15 protein-coding genes are annotated in these 19,759 nt (G+C 64.2%); 10 read left to right on the plus strand and 5 right to left on the minus strand.

Annotation, left to right across the window (positions count from 1 at the left end):
• The 6 genes from xerD to LOY42_RS05535 all read left to right on the plus strand — a co-directional run bounded on the left by xerD (position 1) and on the right by LOY42_RS05535 (position 5,718).
• On the plus strand, positions 1 to 897 hold the full coding sequence (xerD, locus tag LOY42_RS05510; protein WP_139669154.1) for a site-specific tyrosine recombinase XerD: 897 nt from the start codon (positions 1 to 3) through the stop codon (positions 895 to 897).
• A gap of 154 nt (positions 898 to 1,051) precedes the next feature.
• Complete coding sequence (locus LOY42_RS05515) at positions 1,052 to 1,801, plus strand: thioredoxin fold domain-containing protein (protein ID WP_258599987.1); 750 nt, start codon at positions 1,052 to 1,054, stop codon at positions 1,799 to 1,801.
• Between the two features lie 82 nt (positions 1,802 to 1,883).
• Positions 1,884 to 3,188, plus strand: a complete 1,305-nt coding sequence (locus tag LOY42_RS05520) for a homoserine dehydrogenase (protein ID WP_023630110.1) — start codon at positions 1,884 to 1,886, stop codon at positions 3,186 to 3,188.
• Between the two features lie 167 nt (positions 3,189 to 3,355).
• Complete coding sequence (gene thrC / locus LOY42_RS05525; protein ID WP_139669156.1) at positions 3,356 to 4,765, plus strand: threonine synthase; 1,410 nt, start codon at positions 3,356 to 3,358, stop codon at positions 4,763 to 4,765.
• A gap of 155 nt (positions 4,766 to 4,920) precedes the next feature.
• Positions 4,921 to 5,298 (plus strand): response regulator, encoded by a 378-nt coding sequence (locus LOY42_RS05530; RefSeq protein ID WP_102685321.1) that lies wholly within the window; start codon positions 4,921 to 4,923, stop codon positions 5,296 to 5,298.
• Positions 5,299 to 5,436: 138 nt separating this feature from the next.
• Positions 5,437 to 5,718: a DUF3509 domain-containing protein gene (locus LOY42_RS05535; RefSeq protein WP_139669315.1), complete on the plus strand. Its 282-nt coding sequence runs from the start codon at positions 5,437 to 5,439 to the stop codon at positions 5,716 to 5,718.
• A gap of 183 nt (positions 5,719 to 5,901) precedes the next feature.
• Here LOY42_RS05535 and LOY42_RS05540 read toward each other — a convergent pair whose 3' ends face one another.
• Both LOY42_RS05540 and LOY42_RS05545 read right to left on the minus strand, forming a co-directional pair.
• Complete coding sequence (locus LOY42_RS05540; protein WP_110699754.1) at positions 5,902 to 6,780, minus strand: TIGR02285 family protein; 879 nt, start codon at positions 6,778 to 6,780, stop codon at positions 5,902 to 5,904.
• Positions 6,781 to 6,790: 10 nt separating this feature from the next.
• Positions 6,791 to 7,990, minus strand: coding sequence for a CaiB/BaiF CoA-transferase family protein (locus LOY42_RS05545; protein ID WP_258599991.1), 1,200 nt, complete (start codon positions 7,988 to 7,990; stop codon positions 6,791 to 6,793).
• Positions 7,991 to 8,131: 141 nt separating this feature from the next.
• Between LOY42_RS05545 and LOY42_RS05550 the strand changes: the two genes are divergently transcribed.
• The gene (locus tag LOY42_RS05550; RefSeq protein WP_046854377.1) at positions 8,132 to 8,674 is read left to right on the plus strand and encodes a YaeQ family protein; all 543 of its coding nucleotides are present in this window, start codon (positions 8,132 to 8,134) and stop codon (positions 8,672 to 8,674) included.
• A gap of 30 nt (positions 8,675 to 8,704) precedes the next feature.
• Positions 8,705 to 10,414 (plus strand): single-stranded-DNA-specific exonuclease RecJ, encoded by a 1,710-nt coding sequence (gene recJ, locus LOY42_RS05555; protein WP_139669162.1) that lies wholly within the window; start codon positions 8,705 to 8,707, stop codon positions 10,412 to 10,414.
• 889 nt (positions 10,415 to 11,303) lie between these two features.
• Here the strand turns inward: recJ and LOY42_RS05560 are convergent.
• Entirely contained in the window at positions 11,304 to 11,945 is a 642-nt protein-coding gene (locus LOY42_RS05560) for a TetR/AcrR family transcriptional regulator (protein ID WP_258599993.1), read from the minus strand.
• Positions 11,946 to 12,117: 172 nt separating this feature from the next.
• Here LOY42_RS05560 and LOY42_RS05565 point away from each other — a divergent pair, with 172 nt between their 5' ends.
• Complete coding sequence (locus LOY42_RS05565) at positions 12,118 to 13,218, plus strand: efflux RND transporter periplasmic adaptor subunit (RefSeq protein WP_139669165.1); 1,101 nt, start codon at positions 12,118 to 12,120, stop codon at positions 13,216 to 13,218.
• Between the two features lie 6 nt (positions 13,219 to 13,224).
• Positions 13,225 to 16,290 carry an efflux RND transporter permease subunit gene (locus LOY42_RS05570; protein ID WP_258599995.1) on the plus strand — a complete coding sequence of 1,022 codons (3,066 nt, stop codon included), beginning with the start codon at positions 13,225 to 13,227 and terminating at the stop codon, positions 16,288 to 16,290.
• A gap of 130 nt (positions 16,291 to 16,420) precedes the next feature.
• On the opposite strand, the gene LOY42_RS05575 is transcribed toward LOY42_RS05570, so the two are convergent.
• On the minus strand, positions 16,421 to 17,107 hold the full coding sequence (locus LOY42_RS05575; RefSeq protein WP_023631317.1) for a DUF4197 domain-containing protein: 687 nt from the start codon (positions 17,105 to 17,107) through the stop codon (positions 16,421 to 16,423).
• A 64-nt stretch (positions 17,108 to 17,171) separates the two neighbouring features.
• Positions 17,172 to 19,661 carry a glycerol-3-phosphate 1-O-acyltransferase PlsB gene (gene plsB, locus LOY42_RS05580; protein ID WP_139669169.1) on the minus strand — a complete coding sequence of 830 codons (2,490 nt, stop codon included), beginning with the start codon at positions 19,659 to 19,661 and terminating at the stop codon, positions 17,172 to 17,174.
• Between the last annotated feature and the right edge of the window lie 98 nt (positions 19,662 to 19,759).

A 19,759-nucleotide genomic window follows, 5' to 3' on the forward strand; every position in this document is an offset into this window, starting at 1 on the left:
ATGCCAGCACTGGACCACCCGCTGATCGACCAGTTCCTCGATGCCTTGTGGCTGGAAAAGGGGCTTTCCGACAACACCCGCGCTTCCTACCGCAGTGACCTGGCCTTGTTCAACGGCTGGCTGCAGGAAAAGCACGTGCTGTTGCCCGATGCCGGCCGCGAACTGATCCTCGATCACCTGGCCTGGCGCTTCGACCAAGGCTACAAGCCTCGCTCCACCGCGCGCTTCCTGTCCGGGGTGCGCGGCTTTTTCCGTTACTTGCTGCGCGAGCGGTTGATCGCCGTCGATCCGACCTTGCAGGTGGACATGCCGCAACTGGGCCGGCCACTGCCCAAGTCGCTGTCGGAGGCCGATGTCGAAGCCTTGCTGCAGGCCCCGGATCGCGGTGAGGCGATCGGCCAGCGCGACCGCGCCATGCTCGAAGTGCTCTATGCCTGCGGTTTGCGAGTGACCGAACTGGTCAGCCTGACCTTGGACCAGGTCAACCTGCGCCAGGGCGTGCTGCGGGTCATGGGCAAGGGCAGCAAGGAGCGCCTGGTGCCGATGGGCGAGGAAGCGGTGGTGTGGATCGAGCGCTACCTGCGCGATGGCCGCGCCGAGTTGCTGGGCGGCCGCCCCAGCGACGTGCTGTTCCCCAGCCAGCGCGGCGAGCAGATGACCCGCCAGACCTTCTGGCACCGTATCAAGCATCACGCGCGGGTGGCCGGGATCGACAAGCCGCTGTCCCCGCACACGCTGCGCCACGCCTTTGCCACGCACCTGCTCAACCATGGCGCCGACCTGCGTGTGGTGCAGATGCTGCTGGGGCACAGCGACCTGTCCACCACGCAGATCTACACCCATGTCGCCAAGGCCCGCCTGCAACAGCTGCATGCCGAACACCACCCCCGTGGATGAATGATGTTCATGTTCCGCCGACTGGTGCCTGAGTACCCCTACTGCGCCAGTCTGTTGTGGTAGGCTTGGACGGTTTGTTGCAAGGGCCGACCGTTCGCCGCCCGCCAGGGCTGGGCGACGTCCCCACGGCCCCGTCCGCCTTCAGGAGTACCCCATGCGCGTGACCCAGATTTTCGCCGCCGCCGCCTTGGCGCTGGCCAGTACCTTTGCCGTTGCCGCGGCTACCGATGGCAATGCCGGTGCCGAGCAGGCGATCCGCAAATCGTTGCAGAACCTCCAGTTGGAGGTGCCGATCGAAAGCGTTGCCAGCAGTCCGCTCAACGGCCTGTACGAGGTCAAGCTGCAAGGCGGCCGCGTGCTGTACGCCAGCGCCGACGGCCAGTTCGTCATGCAGGGCTACCTGTTCCAGATCCAGGACGGCAAGCCGGTCAACCTTACCGAGAAGACCGAGCGCCAGGGCATCGCCAAATTGATCAACGGTATTCCGGCCGGCGAGATGGTGGTCTACCCGGCCAAGGGCGATACCAAGTCGCACATCACCGTGTTCACCGACACCACCTGCCCGTACTGCCACAAGCTGCACGCCGAGGTGCCGGAGCTCAACCGCCGCGGTATCGAAGTGCGTTACGTCGCCTTCCCGCGCCAGGGCCTGGGTTCGCCGGGCGACGAGCAGTTGCAGGCCGTCTGGTGCTCCAGCGACCGTCGCGCGGCGCTGGACAAGATGGTCGATGGCAAAGAGATCAAGGCTGCCAAGTGCGCCAACCCGGTCAGCAAGCAGTTCCAGCTGGGCCAGTCGATTGGTGTAAATGGCACGCCGGCGATCGTTCTACAGAATGGCCAGGTGATTCCGGGCTATCAGCCGGCACCGCAAGTGGCCAAGCTGGCCCTGGCCGAGAGCAAGTAATCAATTCAGTACGCCGTCGTCATGGGGTGACGGCATGTTTCACGGTCGGCGCAGATGCCGGCCGTTCTATGGGGAGTTCACAGTGAAACCGGTCAAAGTAGGCATCTGTGGGTTGGGGACCGTCGGTGGCGGAACCTTCAATGTACTTCAGCGCAACGCCGAGGAGATCGCCCGCCGTGCCGGGCGCGGTATTGAAGTGGCACAGATTGCCATGCGCTCGCAGAACCCGAACTGCCAGATTACCGGTACCCCCATTACCGCTGATGTGTTCGAAGTCGCGAGCAACCCCGAGATCGATATCGTCATCGAGCTGATCGGCGGCTACACCATAGCCCGCGACCTGGTGCTCAAGGCCATTGAAAACGGCAAGCACGTGGTCACCGCCAACAAGGCGCTGATCGCCGTGCACGGCAACGAGATCTTTGCCAAGGCCCGCGAGAAGGGCGTCATCGTCGCCTTCGAGGCTGCCGTGGCCGGTGGCATCCCGGTGATCAAGGCGATCCGCGAGGGCCTGTCGGCCAACCGCATCAACTGGCTGGCCGGGATCATCAACGGTACCGGCAACTTCATCCTCACCGAAATGCGCGACAAGGGCCGTGCCTTCCCCGATGTGCTGGCCGAAGCGCAGGCGCTGGGCTACGCCGAGGCCGACCCGACCTTCGACGTCGAAGGCATCGACGCCGCGCACAAGCTGACCATCCTGGCGTCCATCGCCTTCGGTATCCCGCTGCAGTTCGACAAGGCCTACACCGAAGGCATCACCCAGCTGACCACTGCTGACGTGAACTATGCCGAGGCCCTGGGCTATCGCATCAAGCACCTGGGCGTGGCCCGTCGCACCGCCGACGGCATCGAGCTGCGTGTGCACCCGACGCTGATCCCCAACGATCGCCTGATCGCCAACGTCAATGGCGTGATGAACGCGGTGATGGTCAATGGCGACGCCGCCGGCTCCACCTTGTACTACGGCGCCGGTGCCGGCATGGAGCCGACTGCCTCGTCGGTGGTCGCCGACCTGGTCGATGTGGTTCGCGCCATGACCTCCGACCCGGAGAACCGTGTACCGCACCTGGCCTTCCAGCCAGATGCGCTGTCGGCCCATCCGATCCTGCCGATCGAAGCCTGCGAAAGCGCCTACTACCTGCGTATCCAGGCCAAGGACCACCCGGGCGTGCTGGCGCAGGTCGCCAGTATCCTCTCGGAGCGCGGTATCAACATCGAGTCGATCATGCAGAAGGAAGCCGAGGAGCAGGATGGCCTGGTACCGATGATCCTGCTGACCCACCGTGTGGTCGAGCAGCGCATCGACGACGCCATCGTCGCCCTGGAAGCGCTCCAGGACGTGGTCGGCAAGGTCGTGCGTATCCGCGTCGAACAGCTCAACTAAGCGGCAAGCTTCAAGCTGCAAGCTGCAAGTAAAGGCAGTGCGGTGTTGGGGCTTGAATAGAATACATTCGCGGCAAGGTGAGACGCAGAGCACGAGTGCAACGCCAATCGGCTTTAACTTGTAGCTTGCAGCTCGAAGCTTGCCGCTCAAACCAAAGGTTTGCACCCATGCGCTATATCAGTACCCGCGGCCAGGCTCCGGCCCTGAACTTCGAAGACGTCCTGCTGGCTGGCCTGGCCAGCGACGGCGGGCTGTACGTTCCCGAGAACCTGCCACGCTTCACCCAGGAAGAGATTGCCTCCTGGGCTGGCCTGCCGTATCACGAGCTGGCCTTCCGGGTGATGCGCCCGTTCGTCGAAGGCAGCATCGCCGACGCCGATTTCAAGAAGATTCTCGAAGAGACCTACGGCAACTTCGCCCATGCTGCGGTCGCCCCGCTGCGCCAGCTCAACGGCAACGAGTGGGTGATGGAGCTGTTCCACGGCCCGACCCTGGCCTTCAAGGACTTCGCCCTGCAACTGCTCGGCCGCCTGCTCGACCACGTGCTGGTCAAGCGCGGCGAGCGCGTGGTGATCGTCGGTGCCACCAGCGGTGACACCGGCTCGGCCGCCATCGAAGGCTGCCGCCGTTGCGACAACGTCGACATCTTCATCCTGCACCCGCACCAGCGCGTGTCGGAAGTGCAGCGCCGGCAGATGACCACCATCCTTGGCGACAACATCCACAACATTGCCATCGAAGGCAACTTCGACGACTGCCAGGAGATGGTCAAGGCCAGCTTCGCCGATCAGTCCTTCCTCAAGGGCACACGTCTGGTGGCGGTCAACTCGATCAACTGGGCACGGATCATGGCCCAGATCGTCTACTATTTCCACGCCGCGCTGCAGCTCGGCGGCCCGGCGCGTTCGGTGGCGTTCTCGGTGCCGACCGGCAACTTCGGCGACATCTTCGCCGGTTACCTGGCGCGCAACATGGGCCTGCCAATCAGCCAACTGGTGGTGGCGACCAACCGCAACGACATCCTGCACCGTTTCATGAGCGGCAATCAGTATGTCAAGGACGCCCTGCACCCGACCCTGTCGCCGTCGATGGACATCATGGTCTCGTCCAACTTCGAGCGTCTGCTGTTCGACCTGCATGGGCGTAACGGCGCGGCCGTTGCCCAGCTGATGGACACCTTCAGGCAGGGTGGCGGCTTCAGCGTCGAGCAGGACCGCTGGACTGAGGCGCGCAAGCTGTTCGACTCGCTGGCAGTGACCGATGAACAGACCTGCGAGACCATCGCCGAGGTCTTCCAGAGCACCGGTGAAGTCCTCGACCCGCACACCGCGATCGGCGTCAAGGCTGCCCGTGAATGCCGCCGCAGCCTGGACACCCCGATGGTGGTGCTGGGTACCGCGCATCCGGTCAAGTTCCCCGAGGCGGTGGAGAAGGCCGGTGTCGACAAGGCCCTGGAGCTGCCGGCGCACCTGAGCGACCTGTTCGGCCGTGAGGAGCGTTGCACCGTGCTGGCCAACGACCTGAAGGTCGTGCAGGCCTTTGTCAGCCAGCATGGCAATCGCGGCAAGCCGCTGTAAGCTGACACCGTCCACAGGAAAGCCCGTCTTGCACGGGCTTTTTTGTGGGCGCAAGACGCACGGCAGCGGATTTCAGATTTTTCCCATGTAGTTCGATGGATACCCTTACTAGAGTGGCGCTCTGACCAAGCAGACACGGCTCCAGGGGGAGGCTCATGCATCAGCTCAATGTCCTTATCCACCAGGCTCGGCCCTACTATCAGATGCTCTTGCATCAGGCCTTCAATGCCCAGGGTGTGTACAACGTACGGCTCACCGATGACGTGCCGGCAGCCACGGCCAACATCACACAAGGGCAGCGGCCCGTTGATGTGCTGGTGCTCGACCAGGGGATGCCAAGCCGTCATGCCCGACGCCTGTTCAAGTACCTGGTGCAGGCTTCCTGCGCGGGTGGGTTGCTGTTTGTCGGCTATGGCGACGCGGGGGGCATCGACCTGGCGCTCGAGGCCCGCAAACAGGGCTTGAATGTCCTGGCCGAGCTGCCCTGGCCGATGTCAATGGTGGGCCTGGAGCAGGCGCTCGGGCGCCTGTAGCCTGACCTTCGGCAAGCAAAGGGTGGGCGGAGCATCGAAACTGTCATGTTGGTCGCGGATGCTCGTGATGACGGGCCTGGCGAACTTTCCGCCGGCCCCGATGGTCAGTTTTCTTACCCTAGCCAGCGAGTGATCCGGATGGAAAGAATCTGCAGACTGCTCAACGATGCCCTGACCCCTTACCAGGCCGAGCTTGGACCGACCGATAACCGTGGCCGCCGTCACCTGAGTGTTCACGATGAGCACGGTTTGCCGATTTTGCGGCGTACCGTTTGTGAGCGAGAGCTGATAGAACAGCAATTGCTGGTCGATCTGGTCGATGGCCTGCACCGTGACCTGCAGATTGCCGAAGGCCGTCTGCAACCCTGTGTGATCGCCGCCTTGCAGCATCAGAGGCAAATGCAGGGAACCTTTGCCTGACCGGCCCGTCAGACTCAGCAAGGGCAACCTGACGGTGCTTTGCTCCGGTGCCATCCAGGCTGTCACTGGAAGTCCCAGGGACTTTCGCTTGACCCCGGTCGTCTTCCCCAGCGGCCGGGGTTTCTTTTGCCTTGAATTCACCTGCACCCTGTCAGGTGCCACTGCTGATCTGTACGGGTCAGTTCAGCGCACCGGCGCTTCGCCCTGCTCGAAAAAATGCCGGGCCTGGCCCAGATAATCTTCCTGCAGCTCCGGATCCAGCCAGCGGGCATACAGGCCTGGCAACGTATCGCGGCGCAGCATCGGCAGCAGCTGGTCGATATTGGCGATCGCCTCGCGTCCCAAGGCGGTGTCCGAGCAGCCTACATGGAGGAACTGGTAGCGGTTGACGCCACGGATGGGATAGAAGCGGTAATCGTCCAGCGAGCCATTCTGCTGCTGGATCAGGTAGCGAACCTCTGGCCAGTAGCCGAGCACCAGTTGCAGGCGCCCCAATTGTTGCATCTCCAGCAGGCTGGCGGTGGCATCGTTGCCGTAGTGGCGGCTGAAGGCGCTGTCAGGCAACTGCTTCAGGACATCATCGACCTGCATGCTGTAGCTGCGCTCTGCGACGATGCCGAGCTTGAGCCGGGTCTGGGTCAGCAGCCGCTGAAGATCCACCTGTTGTCCGTCCAGATAAGGCTCCAGCAGCGCCTGGTCGTGCTTGCGAACCACCAGGCCACTGCTCAGTACGCCCAGCGATGGCTGGGAGAAATGCACGTACCTGGCACGTTCGGGCGTCCAGAGCAGGGTCGGGTCGCAAGTGAAACTGTGCTCCTGGAGCATCTGGATGCCGCGGGCGCGATTGACTCGGACTATCTGGTGGTCGTACTTGGGCATCTGCGCGATCAGCTTGGGCAACAATTGGTCGATCACGCCCTGGCCTTTGGCCGGCCCTTCGAAAATGGTGAACGGCGGCAGGTCACGGACCAGCCACAGCAGGCGCTCTCTGGCCTCGGCCGATTGTGCCGCGAGCGCGCTGAATACCAGGCAGAGCAGCAGGGGCAGGTGGCGGATGCGCATGGGCCGCGGATCAGACCGTACCGGCCGCGCGCAGGCGGGCAATGGCGGCTGCGTCGTAGCCCAGGCTGGCCAGTAGCGGCGTCGTATGTTCACCCAGGGCCGGTCCGACCCATTCGGCGCTGCCGGGGGTGTCGGACAGCTTGGGCACGATACCCGGCATCTTGAACGGCTTGCCGTCCGGCAGTCGGGCCTGGAGGAACATCTCGCGGGCGAGGAATTGCGGGTCGCCCAGCATGTCCTCGGCGGAGTAGATCCGGCTGGCCGGTACCTCGGCGTCGTTGAGCGCCTGCATCACTTTGTCTAGCGGCAGGCCGTTGGCCCAGCGGTCGATGACGCCGTACAGCTCGTCGCGGCGGGCATCGCGGCCATCGTTGGTGGCCAGGGCGGCATCGTTGGCCAGGTCGTCGCGGCCGATGGCCTGCATGAAGCGCTTGAAGATCGCATCGCCATTGGCGCCGATCTGTACGTGCCGGCCATCGGCGGTGGTATGGATGCAGGAAGGGGTGATACCCGGCATGATGTTGCCGGTGCGCTCGCGGATAAAGCCGAACACGTCGAACTCCGGCACCATGCTCTCCATCATGGCGAAGATGGCTTCGTACAGCGCCACATCCACGACTTGGCCGTCGCCACCGTTGACTTCGCGATGACGCAAGGCCATCAGCGCGCCGATTACGCCCCAAAGGGCGGCAATGGAGTCGCCGATGGAAATCCCCGTGCGCACCGGTGGGCGATCCTCGAAGCCGGTGATGTAGCGCAACCCGCCCATGGATTCGCCAACCGCGCCGAAGCCCGGCTGGTCCTTCATCGGGCCGGTCTGGCCAAACCCCGACAGGCGCACCATCACCAGGCGTGGGTTGAGGGCGTGCAGCACGTCCCAGCCCAGGCCGAGCTTTTCCAGCACACCGGGGCGGAAGTTCTCGATCAGGATGTCGGCCTCGGCCAGCAGGCGCTTGAGCACTTCGCGGCCTTCAGGATGCTTGAGGTTGAGGGTCAGTGATTGCTTGTTGCGCGCCTGGACGAACCACCACAGTGACGTGCCCTCGTACAGCTTGCGCCATTTGCGCAGCGGGTCGCCGCCATCGGGCGACTCGACCTTGATTACCTCTGCACCGAATTCGGCGCAGATCCGCGAGGCGAACGGGCCGGCGATCAAGGTGCCGAGCTCGATGACTTTCAGGCCGGCGAGAGGTTTGCTGGGCATTGTCATGGGGCATCCGTGGAGGCTGGGCGTGAGCGCAGGTTGTATCACAGCTCGGCGGCGGCAGGTATATCGGCGTTGTCTGATCCGGCGCTGGCGCCCGGGATCAGTTAGACTGTGCGACTTTCCCCCGCAAGAAGCCTATCGCCCATGGCCCAGCCGTCCACAACCTACAAGTTCGAACTGAATCTGACCGACCTCGACCGCGGCGTGTACGAGAACGTTCGCCAGACCATCGCCCGCCACCCTTCGGAAACCGAAGAGCGCATGGCCGTGCGCCTGCTGGGCTATGCCCTCTGGTACAACGAGCAGCTGTCCTTCGGTCGCGGCTTGTCGGACGTCGATGAGGCGGCCCTGTGGGAAAAAAGCCTGGACGATCGCATCCTGCACTGGATCGAAGTCGGCCAGCCCGACGCCGACCGCCTGACCTGGTGCTCGCGGCGTACCGAGCGCACCAGCCTGCTGGCCTACGGCAGCTTGCGGGTGTGGGAGACCAAGGTGCTCGGCGCGGTCAAGGGCCTGAAGAACCTGAGCATTGCCGCCGTCCCGCAAGAGGTGCTGGAAACCCTCGCCACCGACATGCCGCGTACCATCAAGTGGGACGTGATGATCAGCGAAGGCACGGTGTTCGTCACCGACGACCGTGGCCAGCACGAAGTGCAGTTGCAATGGTTGCTTGGCGAGCGCGGCTGACCTGAACCAAAGCGGAATTGCGAAGACCCCATGCGTATCGAACCACGTCCCCTGCCGTCGCCCCTGCCTTTGCTGGGCAACCTGCCACCCTTGTTGACCCGTCTCTATGCCGCCCGTGGCGTGCAGTCCGAAGCCGAACTGGACAAGGGCCTGGCCCGCCTGTTGCCGTACCAGCAACTCAAGGGCATCGAGGCGGCGGTGGAGCTGCTGGTCGAGGCGCTCGACCAGCGCCAGCGCATTCTCATTGTCGGCGATTTCGACGCCGACGGTGCCACCGCCAGCACGGTCGGTGTGCTGGGTTTGCGCTTGCTGGGCGCGGCCCATGTCGACTACCTGGTGCCCAACCGCTTCGAATATGGCTATGGCCTGACCCCGGAGATCGTAGCGGTCGCGCTCGAGCGCCAGCCGCAATTGCTGATCACTGTGGACAACGGTATTTCCAGCGTCGATGGCGTGGCCGCAGCCAAGGCCGCCGGGCTCAAGGTGCTGGTCACCGACCACCACCTGCCGGGCGAGCAGTTGCCGGCCGCCGATGCCATCGTCAATCCCAACCAGCCGGGTTGTGCGTTCCCCAGCAAGTCACTGGCCGGTGTCGGCGTGATCTTCTACGTGCTGATGGCCCTGCGTGCGCGGTTGCGCAGCCTGGGGCGCTACGAAACGCAGCCGCAGCCGAATATCGGCGAATTGCTCGACCTGGTGGCATTGGGCAGCGTCGCCGACGTGGTGCCGCTGGATGCCAATAACCGCATCCTGGTGCATCAGGGGCTGGAGCGTATTCGCGCCGGCCGCGCCCGCCCCGGGCTGAAGGCGATTCTCGAGGTGGCACGGCGTGACCACAAGCGCATCACTTCCACCGACCTTGGCTTCATCCTTGGCCCTCGGCTCAATGCTGCCGGGCGCCTGGACGACATGAGTCTGGGCATCGAATGCCTGTTGTGCGAAGACGCGACCCTGGCGCTGGACATGGCCCAACAGCTGGATGGCCTGAATCAGGATCGCAAGTCCATTGAGCAGGGCATGCAGCGCGAGGCCCTGGCCCAGCTCAAGGACCTGCCGGTCGAGTCCATGCCTTATGGCTTGTGCCTGTTCGACGCCGACTGGCACCAGGGGGTGATCGGCATCCTCGCCTCGCGCCTGAAAGAGCGTTACCACCGCCCGACCATCGCCTTTGCCGATGCGGGGGAAGGGGTGTTGAAGGGCTCGGCGCGTTCGGTGCCGGGGTTCCATATCCGTGACGCACTGGACGCCGTGGCGGCGCGGCATCCGAGCTTGATCAGCAAGTTCGGCGGGCATGCCATGGCGGCGGGGCTGTCCTTGCCGGCCGACAATTTCCCGGCGTTTGCCGAGGCGTTCGACGATGAGGTGCGGCGGCAGTTGCGTGAGGAAGACCTGACCGGGCGGTTGTTGTCGGATGGCACCCTGGCGGTGGAGGAGTTCCACCTGGATCTGGCGCGGGCATTGCGCAACGCCGGGCCCTGGGGGCAGCACTTTCCCGAGCCGTTGTTCCACGGGGTGTTCCAGCTGGTCGAGCAGCGGGTCGTCGGGGAGCGGCATCTGAAAGTGGTGCTCAAGAGCGAGTGTGGGGCGGTGCGGTTGGATGGGATTGCCTTTGGGATTGACCGGGACGTTTGGCCGAATCCTACTGTGCGGTGGGTGGAGTTGGCTTACAAGTTGGATGTGAATGAGTTTCGGGGGAATGAGAGTGTGCAGTTGATGATTGCGCATATGGAAGCGCGGTGATCTTTTGTTGGGGTTTTTGGGTTTTGGGTTTTGGTTGTTTTGACGTTGTATGCGTATTCATTTGCGATGTCGACGCACAGTCACCTTTCCGCCCTTACGGCGGCTTACTTTGGTCGTAACTCGCCGTCCGCGGCCAAAGTAAGCAAAGCCGTGGCGCTCCATTCATCCGGCCCTCCGCTTCGCTCCGGGTTCCCTCACTCCGGCCTTGCTCCCGGGAGGACCGCGCTGAACGCCCCATCCTGGGGCGCAGCGCTTGACGGGCATCCATGCCCGTCACCTCCCTCCGCAAGACCTCCGTTCGGCCTCCTGAAGTCGCGAAGTTACGGGCGGCGCCTGCACTAACGCAGCTAGTCGCTAGTTGCCATCGTGGGAACTCTAGATCAACATCGCGGGGCAAGCCCGCTCCCACGATAGTTTAAATACTTCATTCAACGTGGGAGCGGGCTTGCCCCGCGATAGCGTAATGAAGAACAACATAACAGCCACTAACAAAACCAACATTTTTGCTCTTGATCTGCTCTTGATCTGCTCTTGATCTGCTCTTGATCTTGCTTCTAAATGCGCGATAGTTCAGGCGCCGCCAATTGCGACTTCAGGAGGCCGAGTGGAGTTCTTGCGTAGTGGGGCGACGGCCATGGATGGCCGTCGAGCGCTGCGCCCCAGGATGGGGCGTACAGCGCGGTACCCACGGGAGCAAGAACGGAGCGAGGGAACCCCGGAGCGAAGCGTAGGGGCCGTATGAACGGAGCCGAACGGTTTTGCCGACTTTTGCCACGACAAAAGTCGGCCGCCGTAAAGGCGGAAAGGTGCCGAAATGTCGACATCGCCTACGAATGAGCATAAAAAATTCAAAAAAATGGCTTCCGAACCCGAACCCGAACCCGAACCCTTACACCCGAAACGCCCGAATAAAAACCCCCACCGCCTCCCGCACATGCGCCTCAGCCTCATCCCCCTCCAGCGCCGGCGAGCACCCCAGCAGCAACCGATAATCCGGCGCCCCCTTCACCAGGCAGAAGAAATGCTCCGCCGCCTGCCACGGGTTGTCGATCCGCAACAGCCCCCGCTGGTCGACACAACGCAGCAGCGCTTCCATCCCGCTCATCACCCGCTTGGGCCCCGCCGCGTAGAAGTACTGGCCAAACCCCGGGTCCTGGCTGCCCAAGGCAAAGATCAGGCGGCTCAGCTGGACGGCCTCGTCACTGCTGATCAACGCCTGGAAGCCTCGGGCAATGTTCAGCAGCACGTCTTCCACCGCCGCGCCTTCGGGGTATTCGAACATCAGGTCAGGCAACTGGTTCTGGCAGGTGGCCATGACCGCCGCGCCGAACAGGGTCTGCTTGTCGGTGAAATGGCTGTACACGGTGAGTTTTGAAACACCTGCCGCCGCAGCGACCGCATCCATGCTGGTGTTGGCATAGCCAAGGCTGAGAAACAGGCGCTTGGCGGCTTCGAGGATGGCCTCGCGCTTGGCAAGGTCCTTGGGCCGGCCGGGGCCGATGGGTGCGTCGTTGGACATGAGGGACCGCATTCTCTGTGAAAGGGGCACATCTTACCGGGTCCAGGGGCGGTCGGCTGCAGCGTACGTCGCACCACTAAATATCGATTTTCTCTGAAGCGCCTGCTTCCCCGGCTCGATTCGCTGACTTAATATACTCGCCAGTATAAATATTCGATGCGCCCTCTGCCAAAGGTCATTCATCATGTTGCGTCGTGCGTTGTCCCTCGCCCTGCCGGCCGTTGCCGTGCTGCTGCTCACCGCCTGCGGCCAGGAGGCCGCGCCACCTGCCGCACCGCGCCCGGCGCTGGTGGTCCAACCCCAGCCGGCCGGCGCATCCGCCGACAGTTACCCGGGCGAGGTGCGGGCGCGCTTCGAGCCTGAACTGGCGTTCCGCATCGGAGGCAAGGTCAGCAAACGCCTGGTGGAGGAGGGGCAGCGGGTCAAGGCCGAGCAGCCGCTGGCCGAACTAGACCCGCAGGACGTGCGCCTGCAACTGGAGGCTAACCGCGCCCAGCTGGCCGCGGCCGAAGCCAACCTGGCGCTGGTGCGCGCCGAGCGCGACCGCTACCAAAAACTGCTGGATCGGCAGATGGTCAGCCATTCCCAGTTCGATAATGCCGAGAACCTTTACCGCGCTGGCATGGCCCGCCTGAAGCAGGCCAAGGCCGAGTACGAAGTGGCCGGTAACCAGGCTGAGTACGCCGTGTTGCGCGCGCCCCAGGCCGGCGTGATCGCCAAGCGTCAGGTCGAGGTGGGCCAGGTGGTGGCAGCGGGGCAGACGGTGTTCACGCTGGCCGCCGATGGTGAGCGCGAAGTGGTCATAGGCCTGCCGGAGCAACAGTTCGCCCGCTTTGCTGTCGGGCATACAGTCAGCGTGGAACTGTGGTCGCACCCGAACCGGCTTTTCGAAGGCCGGATTCGCGAGCTTTCCCCTGCGGCGGACCCGCGTTCGCGCACATTTGCCGCGCGCATCGCCTTTATCTCCAACGCCACCCCTGCCGAGCTGGGCCAGAGCGCGCGGGTGTTCATCGATCATGCCGAACGTTCGCCGCTGGCAGTCCCGCTGTCGGCAGTGACCGCCGAGGCGGGGCAGGCCTATGTCTGGCGGGTTGGCAAGGACAACCGCCTGCAGCGCGCCGCTGTGCGTCTGGGTGCCTATGGCGCAGACAGCGTGCCGGTGCTCGAAGGCCTGGAGGCCGGCGACTGGGTGGTGGCTGCGGGCGGCCATGTGCTGCGCGAGGGGCAACAGGTGCGGCCTGTGGACCGCAGCAACCGTGAAGTGAACCTGGCGGCCAAGGAGTAAGTCCCTATGGGTTTCAACCTTTCCGCCTGGGCGCTGCGCAACCGCCAGATCGTACTGTTCCTGATGATCCTGTTGGCGGCCGTAGGCGCCATGTCCTACACCAAGCTGGGGCAGAGCGAGGATCCACCCTTCACCTTCAAGGCCATGGTCATCCGTACCCTGTGGCCAGGCGCGACCGCCGAGGAGGTGTCGCGCCAGGTCACCGAACGTATCGAGAAGAAACTGATGGAGACCGGCGAGTACGAGAAGATCGTCTCGTTCTCCCGGCCCGGTGAGTCCCAGGTCACGTTCATGGCCCGTGACGCGATGCATTCCAAGGATATCCCCGAGCTGTGGTACCAGATCCGCAAGAAGGTCGCGGACATCAAGCACACCCTGCCCCCCGAAGCGCAGGGGCCATTCTTCAACGACGAGTTCGGCACCACCTTCGGCAATATCTACGCCCTGACCGGCGCCGGCTTCGACTACGCGGTGCTCAAGGACTACGCCGACCGTATCCAGATCCAGCTGCAGCGGGTCAAGGACGTGGGCAAGGTGGAGCTCATCGGCCTGCAGGACGAGAAGATCTGGATCGAACTGTCCAACGTCAAGCTGGCCACCCTCGGGGTGCCGCTCGCCGCCGTGCAGCAGGCGCTGCGCGAACAGAACGCGGTGAGTACCGCGGGTTTCTTCGAAACCTCGAGCGAGCGCCTGCAACTGAGGGTCAGCGGGCGCTTTGACAGCGTCGAGCAGATTCGCCAGTTCCCTATCCGCATTGGTGATCGCACCTTCCGCATCGGTGACGTCGCCGAGGTGCAGCGCGGTTTTAACGACCCACCCGCGCCGCGCATGCGCTTCATGGGCGAGGACGCCATCGGGCTGGCGGTGTCGATGAAGGACGGCGGCGACATCCTGGTGCTTGGCAAGGCCCTGGAAGGTGAGTTCGCCCGCCTGGCGCAGAGCCTGCCGGCAGGCATGGAACTGCGCAAGGTGTCCGACCAGCCGGCAGCGGTGAAGGCCGGGGTCGGTGAGTTCGTGCAGGTGCTGGTCGAGGCCCTGGCCATCGTCCTGCTGGTGAGCTTCTTCTCGCTGGGCCTGCGCACCGGCCTGGTGGTGGCGCTGGCGATCCCGCTGGTGCTGGCCATGACCTTTGCCGCCATGCACTACTTCGGCATCGGCCTGCACAAGATCTCGCTGGGGGCGCTGGTGCTGGCCCTGGGCCTGCTGGTCGACGATGCGATCATCGCGGTGGAGATGATGGCAATCAAGATGGAACAGGGCTACGACCGGCTCAAGGCTGCGAGCTACGCCTGGACCAGCACGGCGTTCCCGATGCTCACCGGTACCCTGATCACCGCAGCGGGCTTCCTGCCGATCGCCACGGCGGCTTCGAGTACTGGGGAATACACCCGTTCGATCTTCCAGGTGGTGACCATTGCCTTGCTCACGTCCTGGGTGGCGGCGGTGGTGTTCGTGCCCTACCTGGGCGAGCGCCTGCTGCCGGACCTGGCCAAGCTTCACGCCGCTCGCCACGGCGCCGACGGGCACGCCCCCGACCCCTATGCAACACCGTTCTACCAACGAGTCCGGCGCGTGGTCGAGTGGTGCGTGCGGCGACGCAAGACAGTGATCGTGCTGACCATCGCCGCGTTCGTCGGCAGCATCCTGTTGTTCCGCTTCGTGCCGCAGCAGTTCTTCCCGGCTTCCGGGCGGCCGGAGCTGATGGTCGATCTGAAGCTGACCGAAGGCGCTTCGCTGAACAACACCGCCGAGCGGGTCAAGCAATTGGAGGCGCTGCTCAAGCAGCAGGACGGTATCGCCAACTACGTCGCCTATGTCGGCACCGGTTCGCCGCGTTTCTACCTGCCGCTGGACCAGCAACTGCCTGCGGCGAGCTTTGCCCAGTTCGTGGTGCTGGCCAAGTCGCTGGAGGACCGTGAACGCCTGCGCAGCTGGCTGATCGGCACCCTGGACCAGCAGTTCCCCGACCTGCGCTCGCGGGTGACGCGCCTGGAAAACGGCCCGCCCGTAGGTTATCCGGTGCAGTTCCGGGTCACCGGCGAGCACATCGAGAAGGTCCGCGCCCTGGCCCGCGAGGTGGCGGCCAAGGTGCGCGAGAACCCGCATGTGGTCAACGTGCACCTGGACTGGGAAGAACCGAGCAAGGCGGTGTACCTGGATATCGACCAGGACCGTGCCCGGGCGCTGGGCGTGAGCACCGCGCACCTGTCGAGCTTCCTGCAGAGTTCACTGACCGGCAGCAACGTCAGCCAGTACCGCGAAGACAACGAGCTGATCGAGATTCTCCTGCGCGGTACGCCAGAGGAGCGCCGTGAGCTGGGCAACCTGGGCAGCCTGGCGGTGCCCACCGACAACGGCCAGAGCGTGGCCCTGTCGCAGGTGGCGACCCTTGAGTACGGCTTCGAGGAAGGCATCATCTGGCACCGCAACCGCCTGCCCACGGTCACCGTGCGCGCCGATATCTACGACAAGGAACAGCCGGCGACCTTGATCAAGCAGATCCAGCCGACGCTGGCGCAGATCAAGGACGAGCTGCCTGATGGCTACCTGCTTGAAGTGGGCGGCACGGTGGAAGACTCCGAGCGTGGCCAGCGTTCGGTGAACGCCGGCATGCCGCTGTTCATCGTGGTGGTGCTGAGCCTGCTGATGATCCAGCTGCGCAGTTTCTCGCGGATGTTCATGGTGTTCCTCACCGCGCCCCTGGGGCTGATTGGTGTGACTCTGTTCCTGCTGGTGTTCCGCCAGCCGTTCGGTTTCGTCGCCATGCTCGGGACCATCGCCCTGGCGGGCATGATCATGCGCAATTCGGTGATCCTGGTGGACCAGATCGAACAGGATATCGCCGCAGGGATGGAGCGTTGGCAGGCGATCATCGAGGCCACGGTGCGGCGCTTCCGGCCGATCGTGCTGACCGCGCTGGCGGCGGTGCTGGCGATGATTCCGTTGTCGAGGAGTGTGTTCTACGGACCGATGGCGGTGGCGATCATGGGTGGGTTGATCGTCGCCACGGTGCTGACCCTGCTGTTCCTGCCGGCGCTGTATGCGGCGTGGTTCAGGGTCAAGAAAAACTGAGGAACGAGCGGGAGGGCTTTGCCCTCCTATCGCCGGCAAGCCGGCTCCCACACGAGTTGCGCAGTACCTGTGGGAGCTGGCTTGCCAGCGATAGGGCTGCACGGCAGCCCCACTGGTTTTCAGCTCGACATCACAGCGCGCCGAACACCTTCTTGGCCAGGCTGGTGGCCGCACCGGCCGGGTTCTGGCGAATGCTTTCTTCCTGCTTGCCGATCATCTCGAACAAGCCGTCCAGCGCCTTCTCGGTCACATAGTTCTCGATATTGGCGTCATCCTTGATCAGGCCAAGGCCCTTGGCCTGCCCGGCAAAGCTGTTGTACTGCTGGGCCAGGCCGACCTTGTCGGTGGCCTGCTTGACGATCGGCAGGAACTTGGCGCGGATCTGCTCACGGCTGCTCTTGTTCAGGTACTGGGTGGCCGAATCCTGGCCACCGCTGAGGATGCCCTTGGCATCGGTCACGGTCATCTTCTTCACCGCGTCCACCAGGATCGCCTGGGCTTGCGGCACGGCAGCCTCGGCGGCCTTGTTCATGCTGGTTTCCAGGGCATCGACCTGGTCGCCTTTGCCGAACATCTTCATGGCCTTGGCCGCTTTGCCGAGGTTGCCTGGCAGCTCGATACGCACATCCGGGTTGTTGCTGAAACCACCGGGGGTGCTCAGTTGCTTGACGGCGATCTGCGCGCCTTGGGTGAGGGCGTCCTTCAGGCCGCCGGAGGCGTCGCTCTGGGACAGGTCGCCAAGCGACAGGGCCAGGGCGCTGGCCGACAACAGCAGGCCGGCGCACAGGGTGGTGAAGCGCAGGGAGGAGCGGATCATGGGGCTTTCCTTATGGGCAGAATGGAACAGGTTCAGCGTATCGTTCAGGCCGTGATCGGGCCAGTCAGGCAAGCGCGGCAGGTTCCGGTGTTTCATCGCGGTGCAAGGCCACCTGGCGGATCGACAGGCGCAGCTCCGCCGACAGCACGCGCTTGGCCACGCCTTCGGCCAGTTCGGCGAGCTTGTCGTGGTAGCCCAGCTTGCCGGTGCTGTCGGGTCGCAAGACCCCTTCGCGTACCAGCGTCTGGATGAAGTGGCGGAACAGAGTCTTGTCGAAGAACTCGGGCGCATTCAAGCCATGCAGGATCGACAGGCGCTGGGCCATCATCACGCACAGCTCCTCCAGTTCCTCGGCGCTCAGCGTGTGCTGGCCGCTGTTGAGCAGCAGCGAAGTGGCCATGTAGAAGCGCTGCAGGGTCTGGGTGATGGTGCGCGCCAGCAGCGTCAGCAGCACGAACTGCCGCGAGCTGGGCGCGGGGCGCATGTAGATGTCTTGCTCCTTGCGCAGCAGCCCCTGTTCGACCAGCGCCGCCAGCCACTGGTCGATCACCTCGTCCAGTTGCTCGGGCGTCCAGCGCAGGAACAGTTCGGCCTGCAGGTACGGATACAGCGCTCGCACGTACTGGCCCAGCAGTTCGCGGCTCATGCGCGAGCTGCTGAGGAAGAAGCTCGCCAGCAGCCCCGGCAGGGCGAAGATGTGCAGTACGTTGTTGCGGTAGTAGGTCATCAGTACCGCGTTGGCTTCGTCCAGGTAGAGGATGCGACCCAGCGCATCCTTCTGCTCGGCCAGCAGGTCCATGCCCAGTACGTGCTCGATAAGTGCCTTGCCGTCACCCTCGGGCAGGGTGGTGTGCGGCGAGTAGGGCACCTGGCGCAGCAGGGCCAGGTACAGGTCGAGCACGCGGGTCAGGGCTCGTTCGTCCAGGGCCAGGCGGCTGGTCGACAACAGGGCCAGCGCCACCAGGTTGACCGGGTTGATTGCCGCAGCCTCGTTGAGGTGGCGGGCAACCGTTTCGCCCAGGCGGGTGGTGGTTTCGTTGAGCCAGTCCGGGCGGAACTGCGGGCCCAGCGCCTGTTCGCGCCAGCCGGGTTGCTGCTGGTCGAGGAAGCTGTTCAGGCGGATCGGCTCGCCGAAGTTGACGTATACCTGGCCGAAGCGCTGCTTGAGCGCGCCGATGACCTTGAAGATGTCGAAGATCGATTCCTTCTTCTTGCTGGCGCCGCGCAGCTCGCCCAGGTAGGTGCGGCCTTCGAGCACCCGCTCGTAGCCGATGTACACCGGCACGAAGACGATCGGCGTGCGCGAGGAGCGCAGGAAGCTGCGCAGGGTGATTGCCAGCATGCCGGTGCGCGGCTGCAGCATGCGCCCGGTGCGCGAACGCCCGCCTTCGACGAAGTACTCCACCGGGAAGCCCTTGGTGAACAGGGTGTGCAGGTATTCGTTGAACACGGCGGTGTACAGCGGGTTGCCCTTGAACGTGCGGCGCATGAAGAACGCCCCGCCGCGGCGCAGCAGGCCGCCGATCACCGGCATGTTGAGGTTGATGCCGGCAGCGATGTGCGGCGGCGTCAGGCCGTTGCGGAACAGCAGGTAGGACAGCAGCAGGTAGTCGATGTGGCTGCGGTGGCAGGGCACGTAGATCACTTCGTGGCCGGGGGCGATGCCCTGCACCTGCTCGATGTGGTTTACCTTGATGCCGTCGTAGATCTTGTTCCAGAACCAGCTCAGCACCACTTCAAGGAAGCGGATCGCGGTGTAGGTATAGTCCGAGGCGATCTCATTGCCATAGTGCAGCGCCTTGGCCTCGGCCTTGGCGTAGGGGATTTTCTCGCGGTCGGCCTCGTCGCTGATCGCCTGGCGCACCAACGGGTCGTGCACCAGCCCTTTGACCAGGTTGCGACGGTGCGAGATGTCCGGCCCGATGACCGCGGTCTTCAGGTTGCGAAAATGCACGCGCATCATGCGTTGGGCCATGCGCACGGTGCGCTCGTGGCCCTTGTTGTGCTGCACCAGCTCGCGCAGGTGGATTGGCGCGGAGAACTGCACCCGGGTCTTGCGCCCGAGGATCAGCACGCTGAGCAGCCGGCGCAGGCGGCCGGTGACCGCCCAGCTGTCGGCGAACAGCAGTTTCCACGGGCTCGACTCGCTGGCCGGGGTCTGGCCCCAGAACACGCTGACCGGAATGATCTGCGCGTCTTCCTCGGCGTGCTGGCTGATCGCCGCGACCAGGCGTTCGAGGGTGGGCGGCGCGCCACGCTTGTCCTGGCGGCCGAGCCAGTCGGGGTCGGGGGTCAGGTAGAAGAACGCCGCGGGCTCCTGCAAGGGGCCGACGGCCACCGGCAGCACCGGGCGTGGCAGCCCTGCCTTGGTGCATTCGTGGTCAACCACGGCCAGGTCGGTCAGCGAAGGCGAGGAGAGGGCGTAGAACACCGGTCGGCTGCGGTCGAGCTTGAGTGTCAGCGAGGACTGGTTGATGGTTTCGGAGCGCACCCACAGGTAGAGAACGCGACGCAGGGCGCCGAAGATGAGGCGGCGCAGGGGAGAACGGGTCATGGGGTGGGCCCTGGGTGGAAGTTGCAGTGTCTTTTCAGCACGTTAGTCTGCCGTATCTGCGTAAGTTCAGCAAAATTCCGCCAAAAATGACCCTGTCA

It is taken from the genome of Pseudomonas sp. B21-023 (assembly GCF_024749165.1).
Taxonomy (GTDB): Bacteria; Pseudomonadota; Gammaproteobacteria; order Pseudomonadales; family Pseudomonadaceae; genus Aquipseudomonas.

Excerpts from the sequence above, each read along its gene's own strand:
- LOY42_RS05550 (WP_046854377.1), top strand. The coding sequence starts at position 8,132 with ATGGCCCAGCCGTCCACAACCTACAAGTTCGAACTGAATCTGACCGAC.
- LOY42_RS05575 (WP_023631317.1), bottom strand. The coding sequence starts at position 17,107 with ATGATCCGCTCCTCCCTGCGCTTCACCACCCTGTGCGCCGGCCTGCTG.
- plsB (WP_139669169.1), bottom strand. The coding sequence starts at position 19,661 with ATGACCCGTTCTCCCCTGCGCCGCCTCATCTTCGGCGCCCTGCGTCGC.
- LOY42_RS05530 (WP_102685321.1), top strand. The coding sequence starts at position 4,921 with ATGCATCAGCTCAATGTCCTTATCCACCAGGCTCGGCCCTACTATCAG.
- LOY42_RS05535 (WP_139669315.1), top strand. The coding sequence starts at position 5,437 with ATGGAAAGAATCTGCAGACTGCTCAACGATGCCCTGACCCCTTACCAG.
- recJ (WP_139669162.1), top strand. The coding sequence starts at position 8,705 with ATGCGTATCGAACCACGTCCCCTGCCGTCGCCCCTGCCTTTGCTGGGC.
- LOY42_RS05570 (WP_258599995.1), top strand. The coding sequence starts at position 13,225 with ATGGGTTTCAACCTTTCCGCCTGGGCGCTGCGCAACCGCCAGATCGTA.
- LOY42_RS05545 (WP_258599991.1), bottom strand. The coding sequence starts at position 7,990 with ATGACAATGCCCAGCAAACCTCTCGCCGGCCTGAAAGTCATCGAGCTC.
- LOY42_RS05560 (WP_258599993.1), bottom strand. The coding sequence starts at position 11,945 with ATGCGGTCCCTCATGTCCAACGACGCACCCATCGGCCCCGGCCGGCCC.
- LOY42_RS05515 (WP_258599987.1), top strand. The coding sequence starts at position 1,052 with ATGCGCGTGACCCAGATTTTCGCCGCCGCCGCCTTGGCGCTGGCCAGT.
- thrC (WP_139669156.1), top strand. The coding sequence starts at position 3,356 with ATGCGCTATATCAGTACCCGCGGCCAGGCTCCGGCCCTGAACTTCGAA.
- xerD (WP_139669154.1), top strand. The coding sequence starts at position 1 with ATGCCAGCACTGGACCACCCGCTGATCGACCAGTTCCTCGATGCCTTG.
- LOY42_RS05540 (WP_110699754.1), bottom strand. The coding sequence starts at position 6,780 with ATGCGCATCCGCCACCTGCCCCTGCTGCTCTGCCTGGTATTCAGCGCG.
- LOY42_RS05565 (WP_139669165.1), top strand. The coding sequence starts at position 12,118 with ATGTTGCGTCGTGCGTTGTCCCTCGCCCTGCCGGCCGTTGCCGTGCTG.